15 protein-coding genes and 1 tRNA gene are annotated in these 18,135 nt (G+C 67.1%); 9 read left to right on the top strand and 7 right to left on the bottom strand.

Annotation, left to right across the window (positions count from 1 at the left end):
- The first annotated feature begins 4 nt into the window (after positions 1–4).
- The 3 genes from rsmB to IFT58_RS06600 all read left to right on the top strand — a co-directional run bounded on the left by rsmB (position 5) and on the right by IFT58_RS06600 (position 4,475).
- Positions 5–1,336 carry a 16S rRNA (cytosine(967)-C(5))-methyltransferase RsmB gene (rsmB, locus tag IFT58_RS06610; protein ID WP_192094251.1) on the top strand — a complete coding sequence of 444 codons (1,332 nt, stop codon included), beginning with the start codon at positions 5–7 and terminating at the stop codon, positions 1,334–1,336.
- A 25-nt stretch (positions 1,337–1,361) separates the two neighbouring features.
- Positions 1,362–3,083, top strand: coding sequence for a glycosyltransferase family 39 protein (locus IFT58_RS06605; RefSeq protein ID WP_192094250.1), 1,722 nt, complete (start codon positions 1,362–1,364; stop codon positions 3,081–3,083).
- A gap of 150 nt (positions 3,084–3,233) precedes the next feature.
- On the top strand, positions 3,234–4,475 hold the full coding sequence (locus tag IFT58_RS06600; protein WP_249405636.1) for an O-antigen ligase family protein: 1,242 nt from the start codon (positions 3,234–3,236) through the stop codon (positions 4,473–4,475).
- Between the two features lie 72 nt (positions 4,476–4,547).
- Here IFT58_RS06600 and IFT58_RS06595 read toward each other — a convergent pair whose 3' ends face one another.
- Together IFT58_RS06595 and IFT58_RS06590 are read right to left on the bottom strand one after the other, a co-directional pair.
- Complete coding sequence (locus IFT58_RS06595) at positions 4,548–4,856, bottom strand: hypothetical protein (protein WP_192094249.1); 309 nt, start codon at positions 4,854–4,856, stop codon at positions 4,548–4,550.
- Between the two features lie 3 nt (positions 4,857–4,859).
- Positions 4,860–5,666: a glycosyltransferase family 2 protein gene (locus IFT58_RS06590; protein WP_188325125.1), complete on the bottom strand. Its 807-nt coding sequence runs from the start codon at positions 5,664–5,666 to the stop codon at positions 4,860–4,862.
- Between IFT58_RS06590 and IFT58_RS06585 the strand changes: the two genes are divergently transcribed.
- Entirely contained in the window at positions 5,667–6,719 is a 1,053-nt protein-coding gene (locus IFT58_RS06585; RefSeq protein WP_192094248.1) for a CDP-glycerol glycerophosphotransferase family protein, read from the top strand. It abuts the gene before it with no gap.
- A 198-nt stretch (positions 6,720–6,917) separates the two neighbouring features.
- On the opposite strand, the gene IFT58_RS06580 is transcribed toward IFT58_RS06585, so the two are convergent.
- The 4 genes from IFT58_RS06580 to IFT58_RS06565 all read right to left on the bottom strand — a co-directional run bounded on the left by IFT58_RS06580 (position 6,918) and on the right by IFT58_RS06565 (position 11,192).
- Entirely contained in the window at positions 6,918–8,462 is a 1,545-nt protein-coding gene (locus IFT58_RS06580) for a PH domain-containing protein (protein ID WP_342029537.1), read from the bottom strand.
- A complete protein-coding gene (locus tag IFT58_RS06575) occupies positions 8,459–8,974 on the bottom strand; it encodes a PH domain-containing protein (protein WP_188325123.1) in 516 nt (171 codons plus the stop codon). Before IFT58_RS06575 ends, IFT58_RS06580 begins: the two co-directional genes overlap by 4 nt.
- A gap of 114 nt (positions 8,975–9,088) precedes the next feature.
- Positions 9,089–10,237 carry a GTP cyclohydrolase II RibA gene (gene ribA / locus IFT58_RS06570; protein ID WP_188325122.1) on the bottom strand — a complete coding sequence of 383 codons (1,149 nt, stop codon included), beginning with the start codon at positions 10,235–10,237 and terminating at the stop codon, positions 9,089–9,091.
- A gap of 34 nt (positions 10,238–10,271) precedes the next feature.
- On the bottom strand, positions 10,272–11,192 hold the full coding sequence (locus IFT58_RS06565) for a lauroyl acyltransferase (RefSeq protein ID WP_192094247.1): 921 nt from the start codon (positions 11,190–11,192) through the stop codon (positions 10,272–10,274).
- A gap of 61 nt (positions 11,193–11,253) precedes the next feature.
- Between IFT58_RS06565 and dtd the strand changes: the two genes are divergently transcribed.
- From dtd to IFT58_RS06545, 4 genes are all read left to right on the top strand, one after another.
- Positions 11,254–11,694, top strand: coding sequence for a D-aminoacyl-tRNA deacylase (gene dtd, locus IFT58_RS06560; RefSeq protein ID WP_192094246.1), 441 nt, complete (start codon positions 11,254–11,256; stop codon positions 11,692–11,694).
- A 91-nt stretch (positions 11,695–11,785) separates the two neighbouring features.
- Positions 11,786–13,633, top strand: a complete 1,848-nt coding sequence (gene rpoD, locus IFT58_RS06555; RefSeq protein WP_188325119.1) for an RNA polymerase sigma factor RpoD — start codon at positions 11,786–11,788, stop codon at positions 13,631–13,633.
- 533 nt (positions 13,634–14,166) lie between these two features.
- Positions 14,167–15,570, top strand: a complete 1,404-nt coding sequence (yjjJ, locus tag IFT58_RS06550) for a type II toxin-antitoxin system HipA family toxin YjjJ (protein WP_192094245.1) — start codon at positions 14,167–14,169, stop codon at positions 15,568–15,570.
- Between the two features lie 121 nt (positions 15,571–15,691).
- A complete protein-coding gene (locus tag IFT58_RS06545) occupies positions 15,692–16,597 on the top strand; it encodes a TIR domain-containing protein (protein ID WP_192094244.1) in 906 nt (301 codons plus the stop codon).
- Between the two features lie 25 nt (positions 16,598–16,622).
- Here the strand turns inward: IFT58_RS06545 and IFT58_RS06540 are convergent, their stop codons facing one another.
- Complete coding sequence (locus IFT58_RS06540; RefSeq protein WP_192094243.1) at positions 16,623–17,900, bottom strand: solute carrier family 23 protein; 1,278 nt, start codon at positions 17,898–17,900, stop codon at positions 16,623–16,625.
- Positions 17,901–18,037: 137 nt separating this feature from the next.
- On the opposite strand from IFT58_RS06540, the gene IFT58_RS06535 reads away from it, so the two are divergent.
- Positions 18,038–18,113 (top strand) — tRNA-Ile (locus IFT58_RS06535).
- Positions 18,114–18,135 lie beyond the last annotated feature (22 nt).

Below are 18,135 nucleotides of genomic sequence, written 5' to 3'. Positions count from 1 at the left end.
GCCGGTGAGCAAGCAAGCTGATCTGTCTGTGTCCAACGCCGCGCCGGGCGCTGCCACGCGCATGCTCGCTGCGCGCGTGCTGGCCCAGGTCTTCACCCGTGGCCGTTCACTGAAGGCCGAGCTCAACTGGGCGCTGCCCAAGCTGGCCGACACGCGCGACCGCGCGCTGCTGGAGGCGCTGTGCTTCGCCGTGCTGCGTCGACGCAGCACCTACGATGCCGCCTTGGCGAGCTGGATGCAGAAGCCCCTATCCGCACGCGATGCCGACCTGCGCACCCTGCTGATGGTGGGCTTCGCCCAGCTGGATGTGCTGGAGCTGCCCGCCCACGCGGCGCTGTCGGCCACGGTCGATGCGGCGCGTGCACTCGGCCGTGAGCGCCAGGCCGGCCTGGTCAACGCGATCCTGCGCCGTGCGCAGCGCGAAGGCTTTGCACCGCAGCCGCCGCGCGATGCGTTCCCCGCATGGCTGGCCGACAGCATCGAAGCGGATTGGCCCGGCCAGGCCGATGCCATCTTCGCCGCCAGCCTGCAGCCGGCCCCCTTGTGGCTGCGCGTCAACCGGCAGCAGGGTGACCGTGCGCAGACGCTGGCCGCGCTGGCCGCCGTCGGCATCGAGGCCGAGCCCAGTCCTGTCAGCGCCGATGCCGTGCGCCTGGCCGCGTCCACGCCGGTCAACCAGTTGCCCGGCTTTGCCGAAGGCGCACTGTCGGTGCAGGACCTTTCGGCCCAGTGCGCGGCCGATGCGCTGGCCCCGCCTGCCGGCGCCCGGGTGTTGGATGCCTGTGCCGCGCCGGGTGGCAAGTCGGCGCACCTGCTTGAACGCGATCCGTCGCTGCGCCTGTTGGCGCTGGATATCGACGCGCGTCGGCTGGCGCGGGTCAAGGACACATTCACCCGCACCGGCGTCGGCGCCGAAGCACAGGTGCGTGCCGCCGATGCCAGTGATCCGCGTTCGTGGTGGGACGGAACGCCGTTCGACGCGATCCTGTTGGATGCGCCCTGTTCGGCGACCGGCATCATCCGCCGCCAGCCGGATGTGATGTTCCACCGTCGTGCCGAAGACATCGACGTGCTGGTCGGCATCCAGGCCCGCCTGCTTGAAGCGTGCTGGACGATGCTGCGCCCGGGTGGCGTGCTGGTGTATGCCACGTGCTCGATCCTGCGCGCCGAAAACGTGGATCAGGTGCAGGCCTTCCTGAAGTGGCACGCAGATTCCACTGCGGACGCGCTCGATGACGGGTTCGGCATGGACTGCGCAGGGGTTGGTCGCCAGCGGCTGCCGGGTGATGATGGCGGCGACGGCTTTTTCTACGCGCGTCTGCTAAAAAACGCCTGATCCCTTCCTTACCACTGCCGTGCCCATGCTGAAGACACGCGCTTCCCGCGAATCCTGGTTGTTGATCGTCATGGCCCTGCTGGTGCTCGGTGCGGGCCTGGGCCTGCGCGACCCGTGGCCGTCGGACGAACCGCGTTTCGCGCTGGTGGCGCGGCAGATGGTGGAAAGCGGCGACTGGCTGTTCCCGCATCGCGGCCTGGAGCTGTACTCCGACAAGCCGCCGATGCTGATGTGGTGGCAGGCCACGCTGTATTCGCTGATCGGCAACTGGCGCATCGCCTTCCTGCTGCCGTCCCTGCTGGCTGCGCTGGGCACGCTCTGGTGCGTGCATGACCTGGGGCGCCGGCTGTGGACCCGCCGGGTCGGCCTGTATGCCGCGTGGACCCTGCTGTTCGCGTTGCACTTCACTTTCCAGGCGAAGAAGGCACAGATCGATCCGTTGATCGTGTTTTTCATCACCCTGGCCAACTATGGCCTCATCCGGCACCTGTTGCTGGGGCCGGCGTGGCGCTGGTGGTGGCTGGGCTGGTTCGCCGCCGGCCTGGGGGTGATCACCAAGGGCGTGGGCGTGGTCGCGTTGCTGATGATCGTGCCGGCCGCGCTGGCATCGGTGTGGGGCTGGCGTGGCGTGGGCCTGAGCGTGCGCCGCTGGCAGTTCTGGGTGGCACCGCTGGTGTTCCTGCTGGCGATCGCCCTGTGGCTGGTGCCGATGGTGGTCACCGCGCTGTCCACCGGCTCGGCCGAGTACCGCGCCTACATGGACGACATCCTGTTCCGGCAGACGGCCAAGCGGTATTCGCAGTCGTGGGACCACCACCAGCCATGGTGGTACTTCCTCGGCACGATGCCGTCCATGTGGATTCCGGCGTTCCTGGCGGTGCCATGGGCGATCCCGGCCTGGTGGCGGCGCCTGCGTCGGCGCGACCCCCGTTATCTGGTGCTGCTGGGCTGGTGGGCGCTGATCGTGCTGTTCTTCTCCATTCCCGATGGCAAGCGCGATGTCTACATCCTGCCGTCGCTGCCGATGTTCTGCCTGGCCTTGGCACCGCTGGTGCCCGGCCTGCTGCGCAAGCGCAGCGTGCAGTGGATGCTGACCGGCTTCACCGCACTGCTTGCCGTGCTGACGCTGGGCGCGGGCATTGCCATGCTGACGGGCCAGCCGGGCTTTGAAACGAAGCTGATGGGGTCGCGCGGCATCGACAGTTCAGTGACCGCGTCGCTGGCCTGGGCGGCGGTAGCGATGGGCTGCTGGGCACTGGCCAGCCTGCTGGTATGGCAGCGGCCGCGCGCCCACATCGGCGTGGTATCGGCGCTGACGGTGATCTGGGTGCTGTACAGCCTGGTCGGCTACCCACATCTGAACGATTCCAGTTCGGCACGCGGCCTCATGCACCGTGTCGGTGAGCGCATCGGTGTCGACGCCGAGCTGGGCCTGGTGGCATGGAAAGAACAGAACCTGCTGATGGCCGACCGACCCGCCGCGACGTTCGGCTTCCAGAACAAATGGGACCTGCAGTTGCGCGAAGGCGTGGCGTGGCAGGCGCAGGCACCGGCCACGCGCTGGCTGCTGGTGCAGGAAGATGCCCTGCTGGCCTGCGTGGACCGTAGTCGAGCCGAGCTGGCCGGTATCGCCAATCGGCGTCGTTGGTGGCTGGTGCGGGCCGAAGCGGTGACCGCGCCCTGCGAGGCGACCGCCGAGGAGCTGGTGCGCGAGCATGCCATGCAGTCGCGGCAGGCCAACGAGTGAAGGTGACCGCTGACGCCGCCGCGCTGACCGCTGGTACTGCTGGACAGCGCGTGTTGGGCGTTCACTGTGCAGTATCCCTTTCCGTTGCCGACCTGATCCGATGATCCTGCCGTGAGCCTGCCGCCCTACGATTCCTCCACCCCTCGTGCGCTGTTGCCGCAGCCGCTGCGCGCGCGCTTCGCCCAGGGGCTCGGCCACCTGGGGCTGTTGCTGTTGCCGGCGCTGGTGGTCTCCACTCCGGCCAACCTGCTGCCGTTCGGGTTGCTGCTGCTGGTCAGCACAGTGATGGTGCCGGACCTGTTGTGGCGCGCCCGCGCCGATGCGGGGCGCAGCATCCGCGTGCTGGCCTGGCTGATGCTGGCCGTGCTGGCGGCCGGTTTGCTGTCGGTCGTGCTGTTCGAGCATGGATTCCGCGATGTGGACAACCGCTCGCGTTTCTTCGTGATGCCGTGGATCGCGTTGTGGGTGTGCGCGCTGGAACTGCGCCTGCGCTGGCTGTGGCGCGGTGCCGTGGTGGGCCTGCTGCTCGTGTTCGGGCTGTCGCTGCGGCAGGTGTTGGGCGGGGCGCCGCGTGCTGACCTGTTCACCAATGCCATCGTGCTCGCCGACATGGTGGTGATGCTGCTGGTGCTGGCCTTGTTCTGTCGTCCGCACGGCGTGCGGGGCTGGGCGTGGGGCCTGCCGGCGGCGGCGCTGGGCTGCGCCACGCTGGTGCTCACCGGCAGCCGCGGGGCGCTGTTGGCACTGCTCGCCGTGTTCCTGGTGATGGCGCTGACCCTGCGCTGGGGATCGCTGCGGCGGCGCCTGCTGATCCTGGCGGCGCTGCTGGGCCTGTCGGTCGTGGCAGTGGTGAGTGTGCCGGAGCTGCGCCACCAGGTGCGCCTGACCGAGCTGCACAGTGATGTGCAGCGGCTGGAACGCGGTGATGCGGATTCCTCCGCAGGGGCGCGCGTGGAGCGGTTGCAGGTGGCGTGGGACACGTTCCTGGACCACCCGCTGACCGGCGTCGGCGTTGGCCATTTCGACAACGCGATGCAGCGCCTGCCGGTGTGCCGTGACGATCCGCTCGAGCCGCGCTGCCACCTTGGGCACGCGCACAACGATCTGGCCGAGTGGGGCGCAACCCAGGGTGTCCTGGGCGCACTGCTGTTGCTGGCGGTCTATGGCGTGCCGCTGTGGCTGTTCCTGTGGCTGCATCGGCACAGCGGGCGGGCGACCTTCCGCGGTCCGGCGGCCGCAGGCGTGATGATCGTGGTCTGCTACGTGTTGTGCGGCCTGACCCAGTCGATGTTCGCGCACCAGATCACCGCCAGCTTCTATGCGTCCATCGTCGGCGTGCTGGCCGGCCTGTCCCGCGTGGAAGGCCTGCGTCACCAACGCAACCGGGCGTAACAGCGTCTCAACGGTTCCGGTTGGCGATACCGTCGAGGTGGAACGCAGCGCATAGCCCGGCCAAGCCCCAGCCTAACCACTGACATAACGCTGCAGGGCGATCTGTCGTGAGCGGGCGTAGTGGAACTGCTTGATGAAGGTCGTGCGCACGCTGGGCGCGGACGAGGCGCCACCAGGATGCAAGGCACGTGCGGCCGGTTGCAGCACGCAGCGCCACCCCGCTTCCTGCATGCGCAAGCACAGGTCATCGTCTTCGTAGTACAGGAAGAACGCAGGATCGAACCCGCCGATCGCGGCGAACGCCCGCGCATGAGGCACGTGGTCGCGCAACTGCTGCAACGTGTCGTCGCGGCTGCCGTTGTCTCTGCGACTCCGCCGCACCGGTTACGGTGTCGGCGGGTCGGCCACCGGCTGGCCGTGCTGCAGCATCCACAGCATGATGGTCTTCTGCCGCACGTAGTTGGCGCGCACGTAGGCGTAGACCAGCCCATGCCAGCCATCGCGGAAGCCCCCTCGAAACACAAAACCACGCCAGAAACGCCAAGCGGGTGCGAGCACCAGCTTGGGCAGGGTGGCCCGTTTGCCGCGCGCGAACTCATGCTCGGCCATCATCCGCGCGTACTTTTCTGTTTTCGCCAGCTGCTGCTGCAGGGAGCGATAGGGGTAGTGGATGAGGTCGCCACGCAGGGTGCCGACGCGGCCGTCCACGCTGGCGGCTTCATGGATCTCGCGCTTGCCGCGCCAGCCGCCATGGCGCCGGTCGAACAGTCGCAACACGCGGTCGGGGTAGGCATTGCCATGCCGCAGGAAGCGGCCGAAGTACTCCGACAGGCGAGCAAAGCGGTAACCGTGGTGCTCCGCGAACCCGCCGTCGCGGGCCTGCTCGATGGCCGCGCGCAAGGCATCGCTGACCCGCTCGTCGGCATCCAGGCACAGCACCCAGTCATGGCGTGCCTGCTCTACGGCGAAGGCCTTCTGGCTGCGGAAACCCTGGAACGGGCGCTGCAGCACGCGGGCCCCGGCCGCCTCGGCAAGGGCCACCGTGTTGTCGGTGGACTGCGAGTCGACCACCACCACCTCATCGCAGAATGCCAGCGAGGCCAGGCAGTCGCCGATGCGTCCTGCCTCGTTGAACGCGATAATGCAGGCCGAAATGCGAGGCCGTTCGTTGTGGGCGGTCGTGGAGGACATATGGCCGGGTACCTGTTGTTTGCGACGGAGCGTTACGCGCTGCCTATTCTCGCCCCGTTGGCCGAGGCCTTGCACGCATCCGGGCATGAGGTTGCCGCCTGGTTCGAAGATGGCGCCGCCGGTAGCCGGCTGCCCGGGGTGGCCAGCGTCGGCCTGCGCGAGGCCTTGGCGATGCGCCCGCAGGCCGTGTTCAGTGCCGCCAACTGGGTGCCGACCTTCCTGTCCGGTGCCAAGGTGCAGCTGTTCCATGGCTTCAACGTGCAGAAGCGGGACAGTGCACGGGGGCACTTCCGGGTACGCGGCATGTTCGATCTGTACTGCACACAGGGGCCCGCGACCACCGCGCCATTCCAGGCGATGGCGGCGGAGCAGGGTCATTTCGCCGTGGTGGAAACCGGCTGGCCGAAGCTGGACCCCCTGTTCCGCGACGACGGTGGAGCCAGCGCCGCACTGCGTGCTCCGGCGGCCGGGCGACCGGTGGTGCTGTTCGGCTCCACCTTCACCGAGCGCCTGAGCGCAGCCCCGCATCTGTACCCGCAGATCGCCGCCGACATCGCGGCGGGCCAGCGCTACTGGCTGCTGACCCTGCATCCCAAGTGCACCCCGGAGCTGTTCGCGCAGTACCGCGCTCTGGCCGGCGCGAATGCCTGCTTCGTCGAGCCGGAGCAGGTGATGGCGGCGCAGCGTGCAGCCGACGTGCTGGTGTCTGATACCTCGTCGATCGTTTCGGAGTTCATCGTCCAGCACAAGCCGGTGGTGACCTTCCGCAACCGCGTGCCGCAGCCGCACATGATCGACTTCGATGATGCGGCGCAGTTGCCGGCCATGCTGGAGCAGGCGCTGCACCCCACGGCCGCGTTGCAGGCCGAGATCACGCGGTATGCCGATACGATCCACCCGTGGCGGGACGGACGATCCAGCGAGCGGGTGATCGCAGCCACCGACGCGTTCGTGTCCGGCGCGTTGGGGACGCTGGCACGCAAGCCGCTGGGCAGCTGGCTGCGCAATCTGCAGATCCGCAAGGACCTGGGCTATTGGGGCCCGAAGGGCTGACGCCCAAGGCAGGGTAGAGCCGACTTCAGTCGGCTGTTCGGCACCGCGCGCGATCCCTGCATTCCGCCGAGCACGGCTCGGCGCTACGGCGATCATCCCGGTAGCGCCGACCCATGGTCGGCGAGCGCAGCGGCATCAGACGAACGTAGCGCCGACCCATGGTCGGCGAGCGCAGCGGCCGGTGCGTTACCCGTTCCCTTACCAACGCAACTGCCGCCGCGCCAGCGCACGGCCCAATTGCTCCAGTACTTCGGCGGCCTGCGCCTGCGGCAGGTAGCGCAGGCACAGCGCCACATCACCGCGCGCACCCGCGGTATCCAGCCACACGCTGCTGGTCCCCAGCAGGCGATCCAACGGCGAGCGTGACAACCGCAGCGCCTGCAACTTGTCCAGTTCCGCCCAGCGCCACCAGCGCCGCCACCAGCCGCCGCGCAGCGCGACATAGCGATCATCCAGATGCCAGCCGATGCGCGCCATCTGCAAGCGCGCTGTCCACAGCGCAACCGGCAACCAGGCCAACACCAGCAGGCCCATTCCGCCCCAGCGCCATGTCAGGCCGGCCGCCAGCAGCGGGGTCAGCCACAGGCTGGTCACGCACAGCCGCCAACTGCCGCGCAGCGCCACCGGATGCCAGAGCGCTGGCGGCCACTGCACGGTGGGCAGCAGGTGCTGCACCAAAGCATCGCAGTCAGCCGGTGCGGCCAACGGAGCCAGCTCGCGCAGCCCGCGCTGCTGTTGCTCATCGTTGCCCTGGCTGGCCGCGCTGTCCACGCTGAGCTGGCGCCGCCCGGCCCAGCGCTGCAGCGTGGTCTCGCTCAGCGTCCAGGCTTGTATGCGGCGAAGCGCCACGCTGCTGCGCACCTTGCTCAGCAGGCCGGTACTGACCGTCAGCCGTCGTTGTTGTTCGCTCAACTCGAAGCCGTAATAGCGCAGCAGCGCCAACAGTACCGAGAGCACGCGCAGTGCTACCCAACCGGCGAGAAGCAGCACCGCCGCAATGACCAGCATGCCGGTGATGCCGGGCTGCAGACCGTTGGCATAGCCGAAGGCCTCACGCCCGCCGTACTCCACGAACGTATCCATGCGGTCGCGCGGTACCACCTGCACCAGTGCGCCGAGCGCGGCGGCCACCATCACCCAGCCACGGTTGGACAGCATGCCCAGCTTGATGACTTCGATGCTGCTCATGCGCAGCAGCACGTGGCGCGTGTCGGTTTCCGGCAACGGCGGAGGCGTGCCCGGATCGCCGTCCGCTACGGGGTTCACCATCACCGGGCCGCGATGGCGCACGCGCTGTTCCAGCGCCAGGGCCTCGTCCATCCGCAGCACCCGCATCTCCGCCTCCGGACGATTGCCGCCGGCGGACTCCAGTCGCAGCTCGGCCACACCGAACAGCCGGTGCAACGGGTTCTGGTCCACGACCACGTTGTGGATGCGCGCGAACGGAATTTCGCGCCGGTTGCGCGCGAACACGCCGCTGCGGATCGTGATGCCGTCCTCGCCGATGCGGTACCGGTAGCTCAGGTACTGCAGCACCGACGCCAGCACCAGGCAGGCGATGACGATCAGCGGGATCAGTTGCGCCCATAACGGATCGCGGTCGCCGCGCTGGCCGAACACCAGCAAGGCCGCCAGCGGCAGCAGGTACTGCCGGAGCTGCATGATCAGGACGAACAACCAGGACCACGGATGCAGACGGCGCTCGGCATCGGTGGCGGGAATCGGCGGTGGCACGCTGCTCACAGGGCGTCGGCGTCCTGGTCAAGCTGGCGGGCAAGCGTATCGCGCAACCGCTCGGCGTCATCCTCGTCCAATCCATCCAGCACCACCGCGCTGAAGCGACTGCCCGCGGTATGCACCACCAGCGTCGCCAGCCGCGCGCGTCGCTGCAGGGGGCCGCGGCGCACGTCGAGGTGCTGCACGCGTGATGTCGGCACGCGGGTGTCGCGCTGCCACCACAGATCGCGGCGCAGGCCCAGCCCGCTGTCATCCAGCCGCCACCAGGTACGCCGCACGCGGCGCCAGCTGATGCGCGCGCCGATCAGTGCGCCGACCAGCAGCCACGCTGCAGCGGCGGGCAGGCCGCCAGGCAGGTCCAGCAGCCACCACGCAGCAGCGAAAGGCAGGCCGGGGAAAAGGGCGCCCGCGGGCAGGCCGCCCAGTGCCGCGAGCCGCGCGGCGCGCACCGGCAGCAGCTGCCAGCCGTCCGGCGTGGCGTCAGGGGAGGGCGATGAGGTCATGGGGGTGTCAGGCATGTGCAGAAGGTAGCAGGTGGCTTGTGTAGCGCAGAAGCCTGCCCGGTGGGGTCGATCCGCGAAGGGCCCGCTGCGCTCGCCGAGCGTGGCTCGGCGCTACCGGTGGTCAGCCGGTTACTGTGCGGCCTGGATCAGTGCGTCCACGTCCAGCAGGTGCCCGGCACGTTCGGCTTTGGTGCGCAGGTACTGTTCGTTCTCCACGGTGATGTCGCCGGTCACCGGGATGCAGTCGACCACATCCATCCCCGCATTGCGCAGGCGCTGGACCTTGGTCGGGTTGTTGCTCAGCAGCGCGATGCGGGCGATGCCCAGCCCTTTCAGCATCGCCACCGCGCTGCCGTAGCGGCGCTCGTCCGCGCCGAAGCCCAACTGTGCATCGGCGTCGATGGTGTCCAGCCCATCGTGCTGGTAGCCATACGCGCGCATCTTCGCGGCGATGCCGGTGCCGCGGCCTTCCTGGTCCAGGTACAACAGCACCCCGCCACCGAGCTCTTTCAACTTGCGCAGACCACGGCGCAGCTGGTCGCCGCAATCGCACTTCAACGAACCGAACAGATCGCCGGTCAGGCACGAAGAGTGCACCCGCACCGGGACCACCGCTGCAAGGTCGGGCTCGCCCACGATGATCGCCACCTGGTCGCGCTGGGCTACCCCGCCGCGGAACACCGCGAAGGTGGTCATCCCCACCTCGCGCAGCGGTACCGGTGAGCGTGCCACCAGCTCGTAATCGTGGGCGGCGTGGGCGGCGCCTTCGGCCAGGTCGCACAGGGCGACCTGCGCGGCACCGTCGAAACGTGCATCGTCGCTGGCCAAGGGCAGGCCGACCATCGCAGGGAGCAACAGGCCCAGGCGGGCCAGCTCCACGGCGCCGGCATCGAGTGCATCGCCGGGGTTCCACTGCGGTGGCAAGGGGCCGGGCTCACGCAGGTAGCCCAGCTGCGGCAGGGCATCGAAGGGGATGCCGGCCAACGGAATGCGGACGCCCTGGGCAGCTTCGATGCCCTCCACCCCCAGCACGCGGGCACGGGTTTCAGTCAGGAACAGGTAATGGCGGTCGTCGGCCAGCCCGGCGAAGGTCTCGAAACTGCGCGCGGTTGCACTGTCCAGCGCAATCACGGCCATGCGCTGGCCGGTGTCATCGGTGATCACGACCGGCCGCCCGGAACGCAGTTCGGCCACCGCGCGTTCGCAGCGGATGGCCGCCGGATCACCGAACAGGGAGGAGGCAGCAACAGGCATGGCAGGACCGGGCAGGGGAGACATCGTGGTCAATCACATGGGGTTGAGTGCGACGGAATCAATGCGGATGGGTCGCGGTGGCGTACGGGTCGGCCTCGCCGCTGCCATCCGGACGCAGGGTGAACCGCTTGTAGGTCCACTGGTACTGCGCCGGGTCACGGCGCGCGATGCGCTCGATGCCGGCGTTCAATGCGGTGCCGGCGACCAGTGGATCCGGGTCAGCCAGGGCGGGCGCGGACGCTTCGATGTGCAGGGCGAACTGCATGCCCGGCCCGGTGCGCTCGCACCAGCCGTACAGCACGGTCGCACCGGTGCGCGCGGCCAGCCGGTTGACCAGGGTCATGGTCAGCGCCTGCATGCCGAAGAACGGCACGAACACCCCGTCGCCGGCCTTGGGCTGCTGGTCGGGCAGGATGCCGGTCGCACCGCCGTCCTTGAGCACTTTCAGCAACTGGCGCACTGCGGTGCCTTCGGCGCGCACCTGCTGCACGTTGTCACCGCCACGCACCAGTTGAAGGAACGCGTCGCCGGCGGCATCTTCCGGCGGCTTGTAGACGATCGCGATCTGGCCGCGGGACGCCAGCCACTGGTTCAACAGCTCCCAGTTGCCGAAATGCGGGGCCGCCACGATCACCCCTTTTCCCGAGGCCAGCGCGGCGTCGTACAACGCCTCGCCATGGCGCTCGCGCAGGTGGTCGCGCAGGTTGTGGGCCGCCGGGCGGGTCCACAGGCGCAGCGTTTCCAGCGCCTGCAGGGCAGTGGAGCGCAGCACGTCACGTTGCAGGCGCGCGCGCTCGGCGCTGTCCAGCGCGGGATAGGCGAGCTCCAGGTTGCGCCGGGTAACCCGGCTTTCGCGGGCATTGAAGGTCATCCACAGCCACGCCAGGCCGTTGGCGAGGGCGCGCAACACGGGCCAGGGCAGGCGGGTGAGCAGGGTGGCGGCACGGTAGGCCAGCCGGGCTTTGCGGTGCGGGTTCATCCCGGCAAGTCTAGCGTGGCCGCTGCTAAGGTGGCCCGTTGCTCCCCTGATCGAGGTCCCCATGCTTGTCCTTATCCAGCGCGTCAGCCAGGCCGCCGTGCACGTCGATGGCCAGCCCATCGGGCAGATCGGTGCCGGTTTGCTGGCCCTGGTGGGCATGGAGCCGGGCGATACCGACGCGCAGTTGCAGCGGATGGCCGAACGGCTGCTCGGTTACCGTGTGTTCGCCGATGACGACGGAAAAATGAACCGCTCGCTGCGCGACACCGGCGGCGGGCTGTTGTTGGTCAGCCAGTTCACCCTGGCTGCCGACACGCGATCAGGCATGCGGCCGAGCTTCACCAGCGCGGCCCCACCGGGCGAGGCTGAACGCGGGTTCAATCGATTTGTTGAGATCTGTCGTGAAAAGCATGCAACAGGGGTGGAAACGGGGCGCTTTGGTGCCCATATGGTCGTCAGCCTGGTCAACGACGGTCCCGTGACCTTCCTGCTCAGGCCCTGACCCCCCGGGACCACCGCCCGGGCAGGCCGGGCGAGGGGCTGGTATAATGCTACGTTCCCTTTTCCTACTCCAGCCGGTGGCGCGAGCATCCATGGCCAACGAACGTCCTGCCCAATCCGAAATCAAGCAACTGATCAGCAAGGGCCTGGAACAGGGCTACCTGACCTATGCCGAAGTCAACGATCACCTGCCCGACGACATGGTCGATCCGGAGCAGATCGAAGACATCATCGGCATGATCAACGGCATGGGCATTGATGTCCATGAAGTGGCCCCTGATGCGGAAACCCTGCTGCTCAATGACGGCAACACCGGCAATCGCGAGGTGGATGACACCGCCGCTGAAGAAGCCGCTGCCGCACTGACCGCACTCGACACCGAAGGTGGCCGCACCACCGACCCGGTGCGCATGTACATGCGCGAAATGGGTACGGTGGAACTGCTGACCCGCGAAGGCGAAATCGCCATCGCCAAGCGCATCGAAGAAGGCCTCGGCCAGGTACAGGCCGCACTCGGTCTGTTCCCGGTGTCGGTCGAATCGCTGCTGTCCGATTACGAGGCCCACAAGGAAGGCAAGAAGCGCCTGGCCGAAGTGATCGTCGGGTTCAACGACCTGTCCGACGAAGTCCCGGCGCCGGCGGTGGTGGAAGACACCAGCGACGACGATGACGACGCCGATGAGGACGAAGAAGACGACGCCGACGACGCCGAGGAAGAAGCCGGCCCGACCGGTCCGGACCCGGAAGAAGTCGCCGCGCGCATGCAGGCGCTGGCTGATGCCTTCAACGCCTTCAAGAAAGCCGCCGCCAAGGGCGAAGGCAAGCACCTGCTGAAGCTCCGTGAGGAGATGTCGGCGGTGTTCGTCACCCTGAAGCTGCCGCTGCCGCTGACCGATGTGCTGACCCGCCAGCTGCGCGACACGATGGCCGGCATCAAGTCGCATGAGCGTCGCGTGCTGAACCTGGCTACGGTCACTGCCCGCATGCCGCGCAAGGATTTCATCCGCTCGTGGGAAGGCAACCAGACCAACCTGGAGTGGGTGGAAGACGCACTGAAGCGCAAGCAGAAGTGGTCCTCGGCCCTGCGTGACGTCAAGGACCAGATCATCTCCGAGCAGCAGGCTACGATCGATATCGAGAAGAGCACGCTGCTGAGCCTGGATGACCTGAAGGAAATCAGCCGCGCGATGGCCTACGGCGAAGCCCGGGCACGCAAGGCGAAGAAGGAAATGGTCGAGGCCAATCTGCGCCTGGTCATCTCCATCGCCAAGAAGTACACCAACCGCGGTCTGCAGTTCCTCGATCTGATCCAGGAAGGCAACATCGGCCTGATGAAGGCCGTGGACAAGTTCGAATACCGTCGCGGTTACAAGTTCTCCACGTATGCGACCTGGTGGATCCGCCAGGCCATCACGCGTTCGATCGCCGACCAGGCACGCACCATCCGTATCCCGGTGCACATGATCGAAACGATCAACAAGTTGAACCGCATTTCCCGTCAGATGCTCCAGCAGTACGGCCGCGAGGCAACGCCGGAGGAGCTGGCGAAGGAAATGGACATGCCGGAAGACAAGATCCGCAAGGTGATGAAAATCGCCAAGGAGCCGATCTCGATGGAAACCCCGATCGGCGACGACGAGGATTCGCATCTGGGCGACTTCATCGAGGACACCAACGTGGAGTCCCCGATCGAGAACACCACCAACATCAACTTGTCGGAAACCGTGCGTGACGTGCTGGCTGGCCTCACCCCGAGGGAAGCCAAGGTGCTGCGCATGCGCTTCGGCATCGACATGAACACCGATCACACGCTGGAAGAAGTCGGCAAGCAGTTCGACGTCACCCGCGAGCGCATCCGCCAGATCGAAGCGAAGGCGCTGCGCAAGCTGCGTCATCCGAGCCGGTCCGAGCAGCTGCGCAGCTTCCTCGATATCGACTGATTCCGGTCGGTTTCTCGAGGATCTGAAGAACCCCGCCTCGGCGGGGTTTTTCTTTGCGCGTAATATGGATCTGCCGGCTGCGCCTGGTACGTCTGCGCTTGATGCCCCTCCGCTTGGTGCACCTCCGCTTGATGCCCCTGCGCTTGTCCGCACCGCCCTCCGAGACAGCCGCCTCTGGTAGTGCGGACTTCAGTCCGCACCGCCCTCCGGGGCAGCCAACTTTGGTAGTGCGGACTTCAGTCCGCACCGCCCTCCGGGGCAGCCGACTTTGGTAGTGCGGACTTCAGTCCGCACCGCCCTCCGGGGCAGCCGACTAAAGTCGGCTCTACCGCCCCGTGCCCGTCCCGTGCCCGTGCCAGTGCCAGTGCCAGTGCCAGTGCCAGTGCCGCGCCCCGTGGCAGTGGCAGTGGCAGCGCCCATAGCCACAATTACGTAACATTATTCGTAACCAAATTCCGAAAATGCCATGCGCCGCAACGGGCTGTTCCCACTAAGCCAAAATGTTACGTAACAAATCATGTAACACTGCGCGCATGTCCAAGCCAACCCCCCCCACCATCCAGACCCTCTTGGCCCAGCTGCCGCCCGGTGATCCCATCGCGGCCGGCGCCTTGGCTGAGCGCTTGGGTGTGAACCGGATGGCGTTGAGCCGCTTGGTCGCCAAGGCCGGTGACCAGGTCGTCCGTATCGGCCAGACCCGGAGCACGGCGTACGCGGCACGGCAGGTGACACCCGCTGGCAGCCAGTGGCCGCTTTATCGGCTTCGCGCCGATGCAACGCTTGAAGCGCTGGGAGAACTGCACGCGCTGACAGGCGATACCTTCCATTTCCAAGCCAATGCGGTGCGGCCCAACCTCACCCGCTCGCCTGACGGCGACGTGCCTGCGTTCTTCCCCGGTCTGCCGTGGTACCTCGACGAACTGCGGCCGCAGGGCTTTCTCGGGCGCACGTTCGCACACCGCGCGGCGCGCTCGATTGGCGTGCCGAACGACCTCAACCGCTGGCAGCTGAGCGATACCTTGCTGGCCTTGGTCAATGCGGGGGGCACCCAGTCGGGCGATCTGCTGCTCGGTGGAACGGCCGCGCAACAGGCCCTTCAGGTCCTTGAGTCGCCACCTGACAGAATGGCGGTGAGTGAGCGCATCCGGGAGTACCCACGCCGCGCACTGGCTGCGCTGGAAGGCGAGGAAGTTGGGTCGTCTCCGGGCGGTGAGCAACCCAAGTTCACCGCAACGCTGGAGCAGGACGGCCTGCGTCGCGCCGTGTTGGTGAAATTCGCCCAGCAAGGAGCCGGGGACGCAGCCGAGCGCTGGGCGGATCTGTTGGTCTGTGAGCATCTGGCGTTGGATACGTTACGCGCGGCGGGGGTGGCTGCATCGGCCACTTCGCTACTGACCACAGACACGCACACCTTCCTGGAAGTCGAGCGCTTCGACCGCACGCCCGACCTGCTCGGGCGACACGGATTCGTGTCGTTGTCGGCGCTGTCTTCGGCGTTTACGGGTGAGGCATCACAAGAGTGGACGGGTGCTGCCGGCCTGCTGCAGGCCCAAGGCTGGCTGACGACCGACACCGTGGCGGACATTGGACGCCTGCAGGCATTCGGCCGCCTCATCGGCAACACCGACATGCATCAAGGAAACCTCGGTTTCCATCTAGTCGATAGCGGCCCGCTGTCGCTGGCGCCAGCGTACGACATGCTGCCGATGTCGTTGGCGCCCTCGCGTACCGGCATCCTGCGTCCAGCGTCCGGGCTGCAACCGCCCGCGCCCACCAGCAGCCGGGATCTGGTGCACCTGCAGTGGGCGGCACCGCTGGCGCGACAGTTCTGGGAGCGCGTGGCAGCATCCAACTTGATACGCTCATCCACGGTGCGCGACCTGGCGGCGGAAAACGCCCGCCGGGTAGGCGTCTTGGGGAGGCAATTCGGAGGCTGAGCGCGTTCATCCTGTTCAGCAACTGCCTATTAATTTGCCAAAAATGCGTGCTCCGCGTCACATATTTGGGGGTAATCTGCGCGTGACATCCATATCGGATGCAGTCCACAGGGGGACGTCAATGTTGGCTCGATTCACCGGCGACGAAGGTCGCCGCAACCTGCTGTATGCGCTGTCCGAACAGAAACTCGTTCGGGGTGACAGTGCACTTGCCGAAGCATTGGCCAGCAGTGTGACCTTGTTGGAGGCACAGGTCGGTGCCGCCGTCATCCATCAGGGTGGAGTGGACAATGACGTCTACCTCATCGTTACCGGTTCGTTCGATGTCTTCGTCAACGGCAAGCGCGTAGCGCACCGCAAAGCGGGCGAGCATGTGGGCGAAATGGCCGCCGTGCAGCCGACGCAGATCCGCTCGGCCACCGTGGTCGCGGCCGAACCCAGTGTGGTCGCACGTCTCAGTGCGGCCCGTCTGGACGACCTGGCGCAGCAGTTTCCGCTGATCCATCGCCATGTCGCACAGGAGCTCGCGCGCAGGCTGTTCCAGCGCAACGATTACGTGGGCAGCGCACGCGAGCGCACGAAGGTGCTCGTGCTTGCCTCGGCGCAGTCGGCCGATGCCGCACAGGTACTGCAGGAAACATTGGCCAGTGAAGGCTTCACCGTGCGCCTGTGGCAGGACGGCCTGGCGCGCAGTGGTGGTCTGGCGGTGCAGCGCTTGCAGGAAACCGCCGCCGGCGTGGACTTCGCGGTCGTGCTTGCGGGAACCGAGGATGCGCGCACCGCCGATGATGCGGCATGGCCCGCATCGCGCGACGACGTGCTGTTGGAAGTGGGCGTGCTGCTGGGTGTGCTCGGCGGTGACCGGGTAGTGCTGCTGGAAAGCCACGGCGGTACGGCTGAGCTGGCGGGGGTGGTCAACCTGCGGTGGCAGCCGGATGCCAGCCGTGATTTGGAGACGGTGCTGACGCCAGCGTGCACGCGTCTGCGGCGTTACTTCGAGTCGCAAGGGCCGTACGCGGTCGCGTGATCGGGGTCTACTGTGCGCCGGTCTCTCAGGGGCCGGCGCGCCGTGGCAGCATCGCCTGCAGGGCAATGGCCGCGACTGAGGCAACAGACACCCCGTCAAAGGTGAGTGCTCCCAGTGACAGCGAGAAGTGGCCCGCGCCCAGCATCAGCGGAACGAGCACGATGACTTGATTGCGTGGCTGGCGTAGATCGACGGCGTGCTCGTGCAGCATGCGGATACCGGCAATCGCAATCATCCCGAACATTACCAGCACGACGCCGCCGAGCACGGGCGCAGGTATCAGGCGCAGCACGGCCCCCAGTTTGGGCGACAAACCGAGTACGACGGCGAGGACGCCCGCCACGACCAGTACCGCTGTGGAGTAGACACGGGTTGTCGCCATCAGTCCGACATTCTCGGCGTAGGACGTCATCGGCGGGCCACCACTGCTCCCGCTGAGCATGGTGCCCACACCATCCGCCATGAGCGCATTTCCCATCTGCCCCTGAAGGTCGCGCCCGGTCATGTCGCCGACCGTCTTGACGTGGGTCAGTGTCTCCACCGCGAGCACCAGCACCAATGGCAGCAGCGTCATGGACGTCGCCACGTCCAGTCGTGGAGCCTGGAAGGCAGGTACGCCGAACCACGCTGCCTGATGCAACGGCTGCAGGGAGATCGGCGCTGCCAGCGCCAGCATGCTGCCGAACAGGGCATGGACGAGCGTGCCGATGACCAGAGCCGCCAGCAGCGCGATGCGCCGCACGAATTGATGACGCGATGTCAGCAGTACGGCGAGCAGGGCCGCGGTAGCAAGCAGGATCCCCGTGCCGAAGGGCGTGCCATCGTGCATGGTCGCCGGGATCGACGCCAGGCTGGTACCGACCAGCAGCAGTATGGTGCCGGTCACCACCGGCGGAAGCAGCGCCATGATCCAGCGGGTGCCGAAACGGCGGACGGCGATGCCCAACAGGAACGTGGCCGCCCCGCAGAAGAGGATGCCGCCCAATACGGCTCCCAGGTGGGCGTTGCCACCCTGGCCGTCGTAGCCGGTAAGTGCGATCACCGCACCGACAAAGACGCCGCTGGTACCCATGAAGCTTGGCACCCGACCGGCCGTGACCACGTAGAACAGCAGCGTGGAAATCCCACACAGCAGCAGAGAAAGGCTGGGATCGAACCCCATGAGCAGGGCGGCCACCATGGCACCCAGCATGACGGTGAAGTACTGCGTGCCCAGAATGAGGGTGTGAGGCCACGAGAGCCGCTGATCTATGTCAGCGAAGGAGGATCCAGCAGGCAACCGTGTCCATCGGAACAGGGGCATGAACGAAGCCTGGAAGGTGGGCCTCCATGCTGGGCGACCCACGCGGGCGTGCGCTAGAGGAGCGGGCGACACACGTGGCGACGCATGGGTATCTGGAGCCCGACAGGGGCCTTGCATTACACTGACGCTCGGCAAGCGGGCCTATAGCTCAACGGTTAGAGCAGAGGACTCATAATCCTTTGGTTCCAGGTTCGAATCCTGGTGGGCCCACCATCTCGTAACTGACGTACCTGCC

This window comes from Stenotrophomonas sp. CFBP 13718 (genome assembly GCF_014842145.1).
In the GTDB taxonomy this organism is placed as follows: domain Bacteria; phylum Pseudomonadota; class Gammaproteobacteria; order Xanthomonadales; family Xanthomonadaceae; genus Stenotrophomonas.
This window is presented reverse-complemented; position numbering and strand designations above follow the sequence as displayed.